The sequence below is a fragment of the Runella limosa DSM 17973 genome (genome assembly GCF_000482465.1).
Taxonomy (GTDB): Bacteria; Bacteroidota; Bacteroidia; order Cytophagales; family Spirosomataceae; genus Runella; species Runella limosa.
Window position 1 is genome coordinate 794,620 of record NZ_KI519420.1, and the last position, 12,509, is coordinate 807,128.

General features: G+C 45.7%; 14 protein-coding genes. 6 read left to right on the top strand and 8 right to left on the bottom strand.

Annotated elements, in window-relative coordinates; all coding sequences use genetic code 11:
• The first annotated feature begins 65 nt into the window (after nucleotides 1–65).
• Nucleotides 66–1,082 carry a UDP-glucose 4-epimerase GalE gene (galE, locus tag K339_RS0113285; RefSeq protein WP_028524024.1) on the top strand — a complete coding sequence of 339 codons (1,017 nt, stop codon included), beginning with the start codon at nucleotides 66–68 and terminating at the stop codon, nucleotides 1,080–1,082.
• 36 nt (nucleotides 1,083–1,118) lie between these two features.
• The gene (gene rfbB / locus K339_RS0113290) at nucleotides 1,119–2,210 is read left to right on the top strand and encodes a dTDP-glucose 4,6-dehydratase (RefSeq protein ID WP_051397995.1); all 1,092 of its coding nucleotides are present in this window, start codon (nucleotides 1,119–1,121) and stop codon (nucleotides 2,208–2,210) included.
• Between the two features lie 41 nt (nucleotides 2,211–2,251).
• Here rfbB and K339_RS0113295 read toward each other — a convergent pair whose 3' ends face one another.
• Nucleotides 2,252–3,121, bottom strand: coding sequence for a YitT family protein (locus K339_RS0113295; RefSeq protein WP_051397996.1), 870 nt, complete (start codon nucleotides 3,119–3,121; stop codon nucleotides 2,252–2,254).
• A 145-nt stretch (nucleotides 3,122–3,266) separates the two neighbouring features.
• Here K339_RS0113295 and K339_RS0113300 point away from each other — a divergent pair, with 145 nt between their 5' ends.
• Nucleotides 3,267–3,851 carry a 1-acyl-sn-glycerol-3-phosphate acyltransferase gene (locus K339_RS0113300; protein ID WP_028524027.1) on the top strand — a complete coding sequence of 195 codons (585 nt, stop codon included), beginning with the start codon at nucleotides 3,267–3,269 and terminating at the stop codon, nucleotides 3,849–3,851.
• Nucleotides 3,852–3,925: 74 nt separating this feature from the next.
• Here the strand turns inward: K339_RS0113300 and wecB are convergent, their stop codons facing one another.
• On the bottom strand, nucleotides 3,926–5,044 hold the full coding sequence (gene wecB, locus K339_RS0113305) for a non-hydrolyzing UDP-N-acetylglucosamine 2-epimerase (RefSeq protein ID WP_037300304.1): 1,119 nt from the start codon (nucleotides 5,042–5,044) through the stop codon (nucleotides 3,926–3,928).
• Nucleotides 5,041–5,376 (bottom strand): arsenate reductase, encoded by a 336-nt coding sequence (locus K339_RS0113310; RefSeq protein WP_028524029.1) that lies wholly within the window; start codon nucleotides 5,374–5,376, stop codon nucleotides 5,041–5,043. Before K339_RS0113310 ends, wecB begins: the two co-directional genes overlap by 4 nt.
• Before the next feature lie 66 nt (nucleotides 5,377–5,442).
• On the opposite strand from K339_RS0113310, the gene K339_RS0113315 reads away from it, so the two are divergent.
• On the top strand, nucleotides 5,443–5,898 hold the full coding sequence (locus K339_RS0113315; RefSeq protein WP_028524030.1) for an SRPBCC family protein: 456 nt from the start codon (nucleotides 5,443–5,445) through the stop codon (nucleotides 5,896–5,898).
• Here the strand turns inward: K339_RS0113315 and K339_RS0113320 are convergent.
• Together K339_RS0113320 and tatC are read right to left on the bottom strand one after the other, a co-directional pair.
• Complete coding sequence (locus K339_RS0113320) at nucleotides 5,878–6,624, bottom strand: ABC transporter ATP-binding protein (RefSeq protein ID WP_028524031.1); 747 nt, start codon at nucleotides 6,622–6,624, stop codon at nucleotides 5,878–5,880. The two genes, K339_RS0113315 and K339_RS0113320, sit on opposite strands and share 21 nt — an antisense overlap.
• A gap of 17 nt (nucleotides 6,625–6,641) precedes the next feature.
• Nucleotides 6,642–7,544: a twin-arginine translocase subunit TatC gene (tatC, locus tag K339_RS0113325; protein WP_028524032.1), complete on the bottom strand. Its 903-nt coding sequence runs from the start codon at nucleotides 7,542–7,544 to the stop codon at nucleotides 6,642–6,644.
• 191 nt (nucleotides 7,545–7,735) lie between these two features.
• Here tatC and K339_RS0113330 point away from each other — a divergent pair, with 191 nt between their 5' ends.
• Both K339_RS0113330 and K339_RS0113335 read left to right on the top strand, forming a co-directional pair.
• A complete protein-coding gene (locus tag K339_RS0113330; protein WP_028524033.1) occupies nucleotides 7,736–8,161 on the top strand; it encodes a hypothetical protein in 426 nt (141 codons plus the stop codon).
• Nucleotides 8,127–8,888, top strand: coding sequence for a phosphoglycerol geranylgeranyltransferase (locus K339_RS0113335; RefSeq protein ID WP_028524034.1), 762 nt, complete (start codon nucleotides 8,127–8,129; stop codon nucleotides 8,886–8,888). Before K339_RS0113330 ends, K339_RS0113335 begins: the two co-directional genes overlap by 35 nt.
• 79 nt (nucleotides 8,889–8,967) lie before the next feature.
• Here the strand turns inward: K339_RS0113335 and K339_RS0113340 are convergent, their stop codons facing one another.
• From K339_RS0113340 to araA, 3 genes are all read right to left on the bottom strand, one after another.
• On the bottom strand, nucleotides 8,968–10,131 hold the full coding sequence (locus K339_RS0113340; protein WP_028524035.1) for an aldose epimerase family protein: 1,164 nt from the start codon (nucleotides 10,129–10,131) through the stop codon (nucleotides 8,968–8,970).
• 156 nt (nucleotides 10,132–10,287) lie between these two features.
• Nucleotides 10,288–10,992 carry an L-ribulose-5-phosphate 4-epimerase gene (locus K339_RS0113345; protein ID WP_037300308.1) on the bottom strand — a complete coding sequence of 235 codons (705 nt, stop codon included), beginning with the start codon at nucleotides 10,990–10,992 and terminating at the stop codon, nucleotides 10,288–10,290.
• Between the two features lie 32 nt (nucleotides 10,993–11,024).
• Nucleotides 11,025–12,509 carry an L-arabinose isomerase gene (gene araA / locus K339_RS0113350; protein WP_028524037.1) on the bottom strand — a complete coding sequence of 495 codons (1,485 nt, stop codon included), beginning with the start codon at nucleotides 12,507–12,509 and terminating at the stop codon, nucleotides 11,025–11,027.

Genomic DNA, 12,509 nt, shown 5'->3' on the forward strand with positions numbered 1-12,509 from the left:
AGAAAAACATTTTTTTTTCAGTGCCCAAATTTTATAGTTTTGTCATTCAATTTTCTACACTTTACATGAAAATATTGGTCACAGGAGGAGCTGGTTTTATTGGCTCTCATACGGTTGTTGAACTGCATCAGTCAGGTTTTGAGCCAGTTATCATTGATGACTTCAGTAACTCAGAAGAAAAAGTACTTAGCAGGCTAGAATCTATTATTGGGAAGGCTGTTGTGTCATACAGCGCCGATTGCAATGATGAGACAGCGCTGCGGCAAATATTTGCAAAAGAAAAATTTGATGGCGTGATTCATTTTGCGGCAAGTAAAGCCGTCGGAGAGTCGGTGGAAAAGCCATTGATGTATTACCAAAACAACCTAGGCTCTACGCTTGTGATGTTGAAAGTAATGCAGGAATTTGGCGTAAAAAGCTTTGTATTTTCTTCGTCGTGTACAGTGTATGGACAACCTGACGTGCTACCTGTGACGGAAGAAACACCTCGCCAAGAAGCGGCTTCTCCGTACGGAAATACCAAGCGTATTTGTGAAGACATTATTCGTGATGTGGTGATCTCAAAAACGGGTCTTAAAGCCATTTCGTTGCGCTATTTTAATCCAGTGGGTGCGCACGAATCGGCACAAATTGGGGAGTTGCCGCGCGGCGTACCAAGCAATTTGGTACCTTATTTGACGCAAGCCGCGGCAGGTTTACGCGAAAAATTAACGGTATTTGGAGACGACTACAACACGCCCGACGGTACTTGTATCCGTGACTTTATCCACGTGGTGGACTTGGCGAAGGCACACGTAAAAGCGCTTGAGCTATTGGCCAAAACCGAAGAAGATAACTTTTACGATGTGTTCAACGTAGGAACGGGCGAAGGCGTAACGGTGCTTCGTTTGATTCAGACGTTTGAGCAAGTAAATAACATTAAGCTAAATTATGCAATCGGGCCTCGTCGTGCGGGCGACATTGAGCAAATTTACGCTCAGGTAGATAAGTCGCACAATGTGATGGGCTGGAAAGCCGAAAAAACACTCGAAGAATCACTTCGGGATGCTTGGCGCTGGCAACAAAAATTAGCTACCCCCTAAAACTTAATTTTGAAATAAAGTTTTTTCTAAAACACTATGAATCAATTACCTAAAGATACCCCCATTGGGGGAGCGGGGGCTATACTTATTACAGGCGGAGCAGGTTTTATTGGGTCGCACGTGGTGCGCCGTTTTGTGACCGAATACCCAGCGTATCAGATTGTGAATCTCGATGCACTGACGTACGCAGGAAACCTCGCCAATCTTACAGACATTGAAAATGCCCCTAATTACCGTTTTGTCAAAGGCGACATTACCGATGCGGCATTTATTGATAAATTATTTAAAGACAATGATTTCACAGGGGTTATTCACTTGGCGGCAGAGTCGCACGTGGACAGGTCAATTTCTGATCCGATGGCTTTTGTGATAACCAACGTCATCGGAACGGTCAACTTGCTAAACGCGGCCCGTCAGAGCTGGAAAGGAAAAGAAGAAGGACGCCGCTTTTATCATGTTTCGACTGATGAGGTTTATGGAGAACTTCATGACCCCAACGAGTTTTTTGTGGAAACGACCAAGTACGACCCACGGTCGCCCTATTCGGCTTCAAAAGCCTCGTCTGACCACTTTGTGAGAGCCTACCAGAATACGTACAAACTTCCAGTAGTAATTTCAAACTGCTCAAACAACTACGGCCCTAATCACTTTCCAGAGAAGTTGATTCCGTTGATGATTAATAACATTCGCCACCATAAGCCGCTTCCAGTGTATGGAAAAGGCGAAAACGTGCGTGATTGGTTGTACGTAGAAGACCACGCGCGGGCAATTGATGCCATTTTTCACCATGGTGTCAACGGCGAAACGTATAACATTGGTGGTTGCAACGAGTGGAAAAACATTGATTTGGTGCATTTGCTGTGCAATATCATGGACCAAAAACTAGGCCGCGAAGAAGGCACGTCGGCACAATTGATTACGTACGTGACTGACCGTGCTGGCCACGATTTGAGATACGCCATTGACCCTGCAAAGTTAATGAACGAGCTGGGCTGGAAGCCTTCGGTGACGTTTGAGCAAGGGCTTGAAAAAACGGTGCAGTGGTACTTAGATAACCAAGAATGGCTCGACAATGTAACGTCGGGTAATTATCAAAAATACTACGAAGGGATGTACGAAGACCGCTAAGAAAGAGTGGTTTAGAGAATAATTTTAAAGGGCGTTGCGCATTAGTGCAAGGCCCTTTCTTTTACAATTCCTCCACGAGCATCGTCAATGCCGTGTTGTACTACAAAAGCCTGCGGGTCGATTTCTGAAATGGCATCCCGTAAACGGCTGACTTCTAGTCGAGTAACGACCGAGTAGAGTACTTTAGTCTCTTGGTTTTGAAGTCCACGTTTTCCAAAACCTTTTTCACTGTTTAAGACCGTGACACCTTTGTGGAGTTTGTCCGTAATCATTTCGCGGATGGCTTCGTGGTGGTCAGAAACAATCCAGACAGCTGTATATTCTTCGATACCATGTATCAAATAATCGACGGTTTTGGAGGCGGTGAAGTAAGTTAGCATCGAATAAAGGGCAATGTCAACCCCCAAAAAGTAAGCAGCCGTGGCAAAAATGAGAATGTTCATGCCCAAAATCACGTCGCCAACGCGAATCGTAGAATTTCTGCGGCTAACAAGCAATGCCGCTACTTCTGTACCGTCCAAAACAGCACCTCCTCGCATTGCTAATCCAATACCAGCCCCAATAAAAAAACCACCAAATACGGATGTTAATAACAAGTCGGGAGTCACATCGGGGAACTGAACAAAGGCCAAACATAGGGACAGACCTGTAATGGCAAAGGTGCTTTTGATGGCAAACGCTAAACCGATTTGACGGTAGCCCATTAAAATAAATGGTAGGTTGATGATAGGAATAAGTACAGCCAAGGGGACTTTCAAGATGGAGGAAAGAAGCATAGAAATGCCCGTGACACCGCCATCAATAAAGTGGCTCGAAAGTAAAAAACCTTTCAGGCCAAGTCCCGCGCTAAAAATACCCGCTGTAATTAAAATAGCATCTTTTAGTAAAGAACGTTTGGTAATTCCTTGCATATTCATCGAAATAGAAAAGAGTGGTTCATTACTTATTGTAACGCATAAAATACAATATCGTTTCCTTTTTTCAAAAAAGTGAAGAAATGTTGCTGAAAACGCAAGTGGTCGTTACATTTGAGAAAAACCTAACCTTTTACGCTTCATGAATTGGCTTTTTGGACTACTTTATCGGCTAGTTGGCTGGCGCACAATAGGACATGCACCCACCGAACTAAAAAAAGGGATATGGCTTGTAAGCCCTCATTGGTACAATTGGGATTTTTTTGTGGGAATAGGCGTGAGAGCGTACATAAATCTTAAAATAGGCTACCTCGGAAAAAGTGCATTGTTTAAGTGGTACTCTGGCTGGCTATTTCGCGGGCTTGGCGGGTATCCTGTGGATCGTACAAAAAACAATAACTTGGTGGAGGCGGTAGCGGCTACGTTTCAAGAAAACGAAGCAATTCACATTGCGGTTGCTCCCGAAGGGACACGCAGCAATGTGTCAAAACTAAAAACGGGCTTTTATTACATGGCCCTAAAAGCCAACGTGCCCATTATTTTGGTAGGGTTTGATTATCCACGAAAAGCAGTGGTTTTTGGCGATGTTATTTATCCCACGGGCGATTTTGTGAAGGATATGAAGCCTATCTACGATTTTTTCCTCACGATTCAAGGCCCTAAAAAAGAATGGTTGGTCAACTACGCTCAAACAGGAGAAATCCCTTTGCCCAAAGAAGGGCGTTAGTAGTGCAGTCGGTTACTTATTAATCGTGCCGTCGGTTACTTATAACCGACGAGATCATTTGCGAGCATTTAACTCTAACCGACAATACTTTCCAAAAAATCAATAATTCGTTGACTCGCCAAACCATCGCCGTAGGGGTTGTTGGCTTCTGACATTGCTTGATAGACAGATGCTTGTGTCCAAAGCTCAGTAACGGCTTGGGTGATAGTAGCGCGATTGGCTCCCACGAGCCGAACTGTTCCTGCTTCTACGGCCTCAGGGCGCTCGGTGGTGTCGCGCATCACCAGTACGGGTTTGCCCAAACTCGGTGCTTCTTCTTGTACGCCGCCTGAATCGGTCAGGATGACCCAGCTTTTTTTCATGGCATACACAAAATCGGCGTAATCCATGGGAGCAGGTAGGTGTACATTTGGCAAGTCGCCCAAGCGTTTGTACACAGGTTTCTGAACATTGGGATTGAGGTGCACTGGGTAAACAATTTCTAAATTGGGATACCGCTGCGCAAGTTCACGCAAAGCATCGCATATTTGAATAAAACCTTCGCCGAAGTTTTCGCGACGATGCCCTGTGACCAATAAAATCTGGCGATTGGTAGAAAAAAGCTGCTTCAAATCACTAGATACGCGTTCCGAAAAACCTTCCACTTGTTTGCTTACGTGCAGGAGCGCGTCTATGACAGTATTTCCTGTTTTGATAATTACGTTTGGGGCAACACCTTCACGTAACAAAGCTGCTACATTGCGGTCGGTAGGAGCAAAATAATAGTTGGCGAGGCGGTCGGTGATGAGTCGATTGGCTTCTTCAGGAAAAGGCGATTGCAAGTTTCCCGTGCGTAGTCCTGCCTCAACGTGGCCTATTTTAATGCCAGCGTAAAAAGCCGCCAACGACGTAGCCATGCAAGTAGTGGTATCGCCATGGACCAGCACGAGGTCGGGGCGATACGACTGGAAAAGGGTACGCAACCCCGTGAGGATTCGACACGTGACATCGGTCAAATCCTGCCCCGTTTGCATGATGTTGAGGTCAAAATCAGGCGTTAGCTCAAACAATTCGAGCACTTGGTCGAGCATGTGACGATGCTGACCCGTTACGCATAATTTATGCTCAAAATGCGGGTGGTGGCGGAGCTGACGAACCAGCATGGCCATTTTGATGGCCTCGGGGCGGGTGCCAAAAACAGTGAGGATTCTCATAATCCTTCGGGTTTCCAGCCAATTTTTACGATTTTTCCACTGTTTTCAATCACGGGACGCTTAATCAACGAAGGTTTTTCAAGCATCAATTCAAGGGCACTTTGCGAATCGACAATAGCTGCTTTTTGCTCATCAGAAAGGGCTTTAAAGGTAGTCCCTGCTTTATTTACCAACTTTGCCCAATCGGTTTGAGAGAGCCAATCTTCAATCGTTTCGCGCGAAATTCCTTGCTTTTTATAATCATGGAATAAGAATTCCATTTGGTTGGATTTGAGCCAAGTAAGCGTTTTTTTGATGGTGTCGCAATTAGAAATACCGTAAACAGTAAGCATAGTGTAAGTAATGGTCGAAAAGTCCAAAAGTAGAAAACTTTTTGCAGAGCAGGAAGTTTACACTGTATGAAATTACGTATTCAAACGCATGTAAGCCAGCCCTACCAAGTGGTTTGGCAAGGGTTTAATGAGGAGCTGTTTCGCAAGCTTAGTCCGCCGTTTCCTCCCGTGCGGGTTGTGCGGTTTGATGGTTGCCTAGCGGGCGATATGGTGGTATTAGAACTGAATTTCCTCCTTTTTAAACAGCAATGGATTAGTCGGATTACGGAGCAACAGTCGTCCGAATCGGAGATTTATTTTGTTGATGAGGGAACAAAATTGCCTTTTTTCTTGCGCTTTTGGCGCCACCGCCACCGAATCATCCATCAAGAAGCAGGCGGTACAATCATTTCGGACGAAATTGAATTTAAAACACCTCTTTGGATAACCGACTATTTGATGTACCCGTTGTTGTGGGCGCAGTTTGCCTATCGAAAACCCATTTATAAGAAAGCGTTTGCGTTATCGCCCCATTTCTCGTAAGCGCTTGCTGGCAAAGACAAATTCGTTGAGCTCTTTAACATCAGCTTGGAGAATGGTGTTGTTGTCGCCTTCCCAAAGTTTATAGCCTTTGTAGAGAAACATTACTTTTTCTCCAATTTCGAGCACCGAATTCATGTCGTGCGTAATGACGACCGTGGTGATGTTGTATTCGTCCGTAATTTCCTTGATTAACTCGTCGATTTTAATCGAAGTGAGCGGGTCAAGGCCCGAGTTGGGTTCGTCGCAAAACAAATACTTGGGGTTCATCACAATCGCCCGCGCAATACCGACGCGTTTTTTCATCCCACCACTAATTTCGGAAGGCATCCGATTGACGGCATGGTCAAGCCCCACCCGCGTGAGACAAACCATGACACGGTCATTTTTTTCGCTCTCGCTCATGTCGGTAAGCATATCGAGTGGGAAGCGTACGTTTTGTGCTACTGTTTTAGAATCAAACAGCGCTCCACCTTGAAACAAAACCCCCATTTCGCGGCGAACTTGTTTTCGTACTTCTTCGTCGCTGTTCCAAAAATCGCGGTCGTTGTAGAGCACTTGGCCGTTGTCGGGGCGAATAAGACCAATCAAGCATTTGAGCAAAACGCTTTTTCCCGTACCACTACCGCCAATGATAAGGCTGGTGTCGCCAGGCTTAAATGTGCCTGAGACACCTCCCAATACCATTCGTCCTTCAAACGATTTTTGTATATCAATAAACTGAATCATTTATGCTATGATTTTCATTAGACGTCGGCGTCGGGTGTCCAAGGGTTGTTAAAAGCATCGTCTTCCTCTTGTTTGGCTTCCAGTTCAGCGTCGGCTTTCTTGTTACGCTCTACCCAGGCCGATACAAAAATACTGATTTCGTAAAGCAACGAAAGCGGTAAGGCCACCAATACTTGGCTAAGAACATCGGGAGAAGGCGTGATGATTGCGGCTAAGATAAGAATGACCACGAAGGCGTGGCGACGGTATTCACGCATGAAGCGCGGATTGAGAAAACCAATTTTAGAAAGTACAAAAGCCACTACAGGCAATTGGAAAGTAAGTCCGCAGGCGAGGGTCAAAATAGAAATTAAACCAACGTATGAGGTAATATCAAATTGGTTTTTGATGCGAGGGTCAAGCTTAAAATTAGCAAGGAAGTTGATGGCCAATGGAGCAACAATGTAATAACCAAAAAGCACCCCTGACATGAACAAAAACGTAACGTAAAATACCGCCCCGCGCGACATTTTGCGCTCAGAAGATTTTAGACCTGGTTTAATGAAGCGCCAAACTTCCCAAAACGCATACGGAAACGCAAAGAGAAGGCCAATGATAAGCGCCGACATCAAAGCCATCGTAAATTGTCCTGCCATTTCGCGGCTTTGAAGCTCAAAATCAAGTTGGTTGATGCAAAGCCCTTGGGCGCCTGTGAAATCTGCGATTTTACACAACATTCGGTAGGTCCAGAAATCCGAACGAGAAGGGGCCAAAATAATTTTATCGTATATCTCCTCAATAAAAATGAATGCCCCAATGGTAAAAACAATAATTGCACCTGCGGCGCGGATGACGTGCCAGCGTAGTTCTTCGAGGTGCTCAATGAACGTCATTTCTGATTCTTCGTGGGTGGGGTTGTCAAATTCTTGATCGAGTGGCATTTTGTTTCAAATAAGGAATGATTGGTAATGTATAGGAACTACAAAGGTACGCGCTTCGACGTGTTTGCATTACAATTTCTTTAAAAATAAGGTTCTGTTTTGGGCATCTAAGAGGTTTTTACGACTTTTGAGAAAGAATTAGCTGATTTTTTTAAGCAGATTTTAATGCTTAACGATAAAATAACCACCCAATGGCATCACTTCCTAAAAATATCCTTTCGTTTGAAGAGCCTTTCGGAGATACCAACAGCCGCAAAACGGAGCTGAAGGAGGTATCGGAAGGGTACCGTAAACTCTTGGAAGAAAAAATGACGGATTTGAAAGATGACGCGGCGCGTGTCGGTAAGCAGGCTTTGGTGATAGGCGGGGCAATTGCGGCGGTTTATTTAGTGCTAGAGCTACTGTTACCAGACGATGAGCCCGAAGTCAAAACCAAACAACAAGCATCTTTTGCATTGCCCGAACGAACCAACAGCCAACCGTCGTGGTTAGTAAAAACAGCGACTTCGTTGGCGATGACGTGGGCGTTGGATATAGCACGTCAAAAATTAATGGATTTTTTGGCTACACAGCAACAAACGAATGAGGTCAAGAATACGAACGATACTCCAGGATAATCTTCAAGAAAGACGTAAGGCGTTTGCCGTTTTGCTCGATCCCGATAAGGTCGAGTTCTCGTCGTTTCCTTTTTTATTGGCCGAGAGTGTACGTCACGGGGTTGATTTCTTCTTTGTCGGAGGAAGCCTCATTACACGCTATGCCGCCGACGACATCATCAAGGCCATTCACGAGCATACGTCCATCCCTGCCATTTTATTTCCTGGGAATAGCCTTCACATTGAGCCTTCGGCCGATGCCATTTTGTTGTTGTCGCTGATTTCGGGACGTAATCCTGAACTCCTCATCGGCCAACACGTGGTGGCAGCTCCTTTGTTGAAACGTAGTCAGCTGGAAATATTACCTACGGGGTATATGTTGGTGGAAAGTGGCCGTGCGACGACGGTTTCTTACATTAGCAACACCACGCCTATTCCGCACGATAAACCTAGCGTAGCCGCTTGTACGGCCATGGCAGGCGAATTGCTCGGGCTTCAAGTGATGTACTTAGATGCAGGTAGTGGGGCTCAAAAACCTGTTTCGCCCGAGATGATTGCGGCTGTTCGAAAAGCAGTAGATACGCCTATCATTGTGGGAGGAGGAATCAATTCTCCGTCCAAAGCACAAGCCGCCCTCGAAGCGGGTGCCGACGTGATTGTGGTAGGAAATGGCATCGAACAAAATCCCGATTTACTTCCCGAAATTGCCCAACTTGTCAGGGCTTTTAATGATAAAGTAACTGTCTGAAAGTGTCCTCAGCCTACGGATAAAAATAAAAAGTCGGGTTGGTTACAACCCGACTCACTACTATTTGCCTTTCGTTTTTTTACTTCTTCGCCGAAAACGTATAAATCGTTGTTGTTTGGTACGTTTCACCTGGTTTAAGCACTACTGTTGGGAATGCTGATTGGTTAGGCGAATCAGGATAGTGCTCAGTTTCGAGGCAGAGCGCAAAGCGCTTTGGATAATTTGTTCCTTTCTTTCCAGTGATGCTGCCGTCCAAGAAATTGCCTGTGTAAAACTGAATCGCAGGTTCGGTCGTCTGAACCTCCATGATACGGCCCGTTGTAGGCTCATACACCGTAGCAGCTAGACTAAGCTCCTTGTCTTTTTTGTTCAACACCCAGCAGTGGTCGTAACCACCACCGTACTTGATTTGTTGGTCTTTAGGATCATTGATACGTGCCCCGACGGCTGTCGCTTTGGTAAAATCAAATACATTTCCCGCCACAGGTTTTAATTCTCCCGTTGGAATCAATGTTTCATTAACGGGTAAGAAACGGTCGGCGTTCAGGGTCAACTGGTGATCGAGAATGTCACGTTTTGCGCCCGTTAAGTTGAAATACGTGTGGTTGGTCAAGTTCACAACCGTCGCTTTGTCGGTAGTGGCAGTGTAATCAATTTTAAGCGAGTTGTTTTTTTTAAGCGTGTAGGTTACCGTCACATTCAGGTTGCCTGGGTAGCCTTCTTCGCCGTCTTTACTTACGTACGAAAGTTTAAGTGCAGGCTCTTCGCCTTCAATCGGTTCGGCTTTCCAAAGAACTTTATCGAAGCCTACTGTACCACCATGAAGGTGATTGACCATGTTGTTGACCGCCAAAGTGTAGGTTTTACCATCAAGGGCAAATTTTCCTTTGGCGATGCGGTTTCCGTAACGACCTACAATTGCGCCAAAATATGGACTTGATTTAAGGTAACCTGCTAATGAATCATAGCCTAAAACCACATCGTCGAACACACCGCTAGAATCAGGGGCGGTAAGATGGGTAATGATGCCGCCATAATTGGTGATTTTTGCTTCCATCCCATTGGCATTTTTGAGGGTATAAAGCTCGGCAGTTTGTCCGTCAGGAAGTTTACCAAAATCGGTTTTTTCAATTTTGAGTGCTTGCGTTTCGGTGGTTGACTCGCTGCTTTCTGAAGATTTGTTGGAGCAACTTTGGAAGATAACTAGCCCTGCCAAAAGGAGGGGCAAAAAGGTAGATTTCATGGAATAATTGGTTGGGTTGAATGTTTAAATAAACTAAACGATTCTTTTGGAAAAATATACTTAGGCTTTAAAGGATTTGTGTGAAAGGGCGGGGTTGAAATCGGTACCTTCCCGAAAGTTTAAAAACTTTCGGGAAGGTTTTACCCTCGACGTTACCTAACATCCTTGTCCGTAATAGGCGTTTTTGCCGTGTTTACGTTCATAGTGTTTCATGCGGAGCGTATCTTTGATACGCGGAGTGCTAGGGTTGATTTGGAGCGTGAGGTAGGCCATTCGCGCTACTTCTTCTAAGACTGCGGCATTATATACTGACTTCTCTGCATTTTTTCCCCACGTAAATGGCCCATGATTTTGTAGCAAAACCATTTCAACTTCCTTGTGTGAAATCCCTTTGGCCGTGAATACGTCAAAAATCTGGTTGCCCGTTTCGTGTTCGTAGTCACCTTCAATCATCGCGTCGGTAAGTACGGGAGCACAGGGGATGTCTTGGTGCGTATGGTCGGCGTGGGTGGTTCCAAAAATGGGAATATCAAGCCCCGCCTGCGCCCAAGCCACGGCATAGGTACTGTGTGTATGGGTGATTCCGCCAATGTCTTCCCACGTTTTATAGAGCAACGCGTGCGTTTTAGTATCCGACGAAGGGCGCATGGTACCTTCGACGACCTTGGCATCGTAGTCCATAATGACGATGTCTTCTGGGCGTAAGTTTTCGTACGGAACTCCGCTTGGTTTGATGGCAAAAACTCCCTTCGAGCGGTCAACGGCGCTTACATTACCAAAGGTAAAAAGCACAAGCCCGAGCTTCGGAAGTTGCATATTGGCTTCAAAACACTCTTCTTTCAGCGATTGATAAATACTCATACTTGGTGGTGGCTAAAATTCTAACACAAGAACTATTTGTACGCTACTTCACTGAAACGCAGGTCGTTTTTGAGCCCACGGATGGTCGTATTTTTGTCAATGACAACGAGCTCTACCCCTAACATTTCAGCAAAGTCTTCGATGTATTCCGTGGTCAAGTTTTGACTGTAAACTGTGTGGTGAGCACCGCCCGCCAAAATCCAGGCTTGAAGGCCAACTTCCATACTTGGTTGTGGTTTCCAAAGAGCGCGAGCCGTTGGAAGTTTTGGGAAAGTTTCGGTCACTTCTACAGCTTCTACTTCGTTGACTAACAGACGAAAACGGTTGCCTAAGTCAATCAATGAAACGTTGAGGGCAGGTCCTGCGGCCGCGTTGAATACCAAACGAACGGGGTCTTCTTTACCCCCAATTCCTAGTGGATGGACTTCGCATTTTACTTTATTGGCGGCAATACTTGGGCAGATTTCGAGCATGTGCGAGCCGAGTACCATCGGGTTAGCAGGGTCGAAATGGTAGGTATAATCTTCCATAAATGAGTTACCACCCTTCAAGCCACTCGCCATTACTTTCATGACGCGTACCATGGCCGAGGTTTTCCAGTCGCCTTCGCCACCGTAGCCGTAGCCTGCGGCCATCATGCGCTGCGAGCCAATGCCTGGAAGTTGGCGCATTCCGTGCAGGTCTTCAAAGGTGTTAGTATAAGCGGAAAAACCACCTTCTTCCAAAAATGCTTTGATACCGAGCTCGATACGTGCTGCTTCAAAGACCGACTGACGCATCAAGCCGCCGTTGAGCAACGAAGGCATCATCTCGTAGGTGTCTTCGTATTCTTGAAGAAGGGTAAAAATATCGGCTTCCGAAATCTGATTAATGTACTTCACCAAATCGCCTACTCCGTGGGTATTAACCGAAAATCCAAACTTCATTTCGGCTGCTACTTTGTCGCCGTCTGTTACGGCTACTTGGCGCATGTTGTCCCCAAAACGCACCACTTTCATTGTTTGCATGGTATATTTGGCGGCGGCAACGCGGCTCCAAATATTGATTTTTTCGAGAACATTCTCCGACTGCCAGTGTCCTACCACCACTTTGCGGTTGAGGCGCATCCGGGTCATAATAAACCCAAACTCACGGTCGCCGTGCGCCGATTGGTTGAGGTTCATGAAATCCATGTCAATGTCGTTGAATGGAATGTCACGGTTAAACTGCGTATGCAAATGGAGCAACGGAAGTTGAAGCGCATTGAGGCCATTTATCCACATTTTAGCGGGCGAAAATGTGTGCATCCACGTGATAATACCCACACAGTTGGGAGTGCTATTGGCTTCTTTGCAAATGGTCAAAATCTCGTCGGGCGTTTTGACAACGGGTTTAAAAACCACCCGCACTGGAATCGTAGGGGAGTCGTTGAAAAAATCGGTAATGATTTGAGAATGCTCGTCAACTTGACGTAGCGTTTCTTCTCCATATAAATGCTGGCTTCCTGTGACAAACCAGACTTCAAACTGTTTGAGCAT

Bases quoted from the DNA above. Each gene is read 5' to 3' on its own strand.
- galE (WP_028524024.1), top strand. From the start codon at position 66: ATGAAAATATTGGTCACAGGAGGAGCTGGTTTTATTGGCTCTCATACG.
- K339_RS0113315 (WP_028524030.1), top strand. From the start codon at position 5,443: ATGAAATTACGTATTCAAACGCATGTAAGCCAGCCCTACCAAGTGGTT.
- K339_RS0113295 (WP_051397996.1), bottom strand. From the start codon at position 3,121: ATGCAAGGAATTACCAAACGTTCTTTACTAAAAGATGCTATTTTAATT.
- tatC (WP_028524032.1), bottom strand. From the start codon at position 7,544: ATGCCACTCGATCAAGAATTTGACAACCCCACCCACGAAGAATCAGAA.
- K339_RS0113330 (WP_028524033.1), top strand. From the start codon at position 7,736: ATGGCATCACTTCCTAAAAATATCCTTTCGTTTGAAGAGCCTTTCGGA.
- K339_RS0113300 (WP_028524027.1), top strand. From the start codon at position 3,267: ATGAATTGGCTTTTTGGACTACTTTATCGGCTAGTTGGCTGGCGCACA.
- K339_RS0113345 (WP_037300308.1), bottom strand. From the start codon at position 10,992: ATGAGTATTTATCAATCGCTGAAAGAAGAGTGTTTTGAAGCCAATATG.
- K339_RS0113340 (WP_028524035.1), bottom strand. From the start codon at position 10,131: ATGAAATCTACCTTTTTGCCCCTCCTTTTGGCAGGGCTAGTTATCTTC.
- araA (WP_028524037.1), bottom strand. From the start codon at position 12,509: ATGCTCAAACAGTTTGAAGTCTGGTTTGTCACAGGAAGCCAGCATTTA.
- K339_RS0113335 (WP_028524034.1), top strand. From the start codon at position 8,127: ATGAGGTCAAGAATACGAACGATACTCCAGGATAATCTTCAAGAAAGA.
- wecB (WP_037300304.1), bottom strand. From the start codon at position 5,044: ATGAGAATCCTCACTGTTTTTGGCACCCGCCCCGAGGCCATCAAAATG.
- K339_RS0113310 (WP_028524029.1), bottom strand. From the start codon at position 5,376: ATGCTTACTGTTTACGGTATTTCTAATTGCGACACCATCAAAAAAACG.
- K339_RS0113320 (WP_028524031.1), bottom strand. From the start codon at position 6,624: ATGATTCAGTTTATTGATATACAAAAATCGTTTGAAGGACGAATGGTA.
- rfbB (WP_051397995.1), top strand. From the start codon at position 1,119: ATGAATCAATTACCTAAAGATACCCCCATTGGGGGAGCGGGGGCTATA.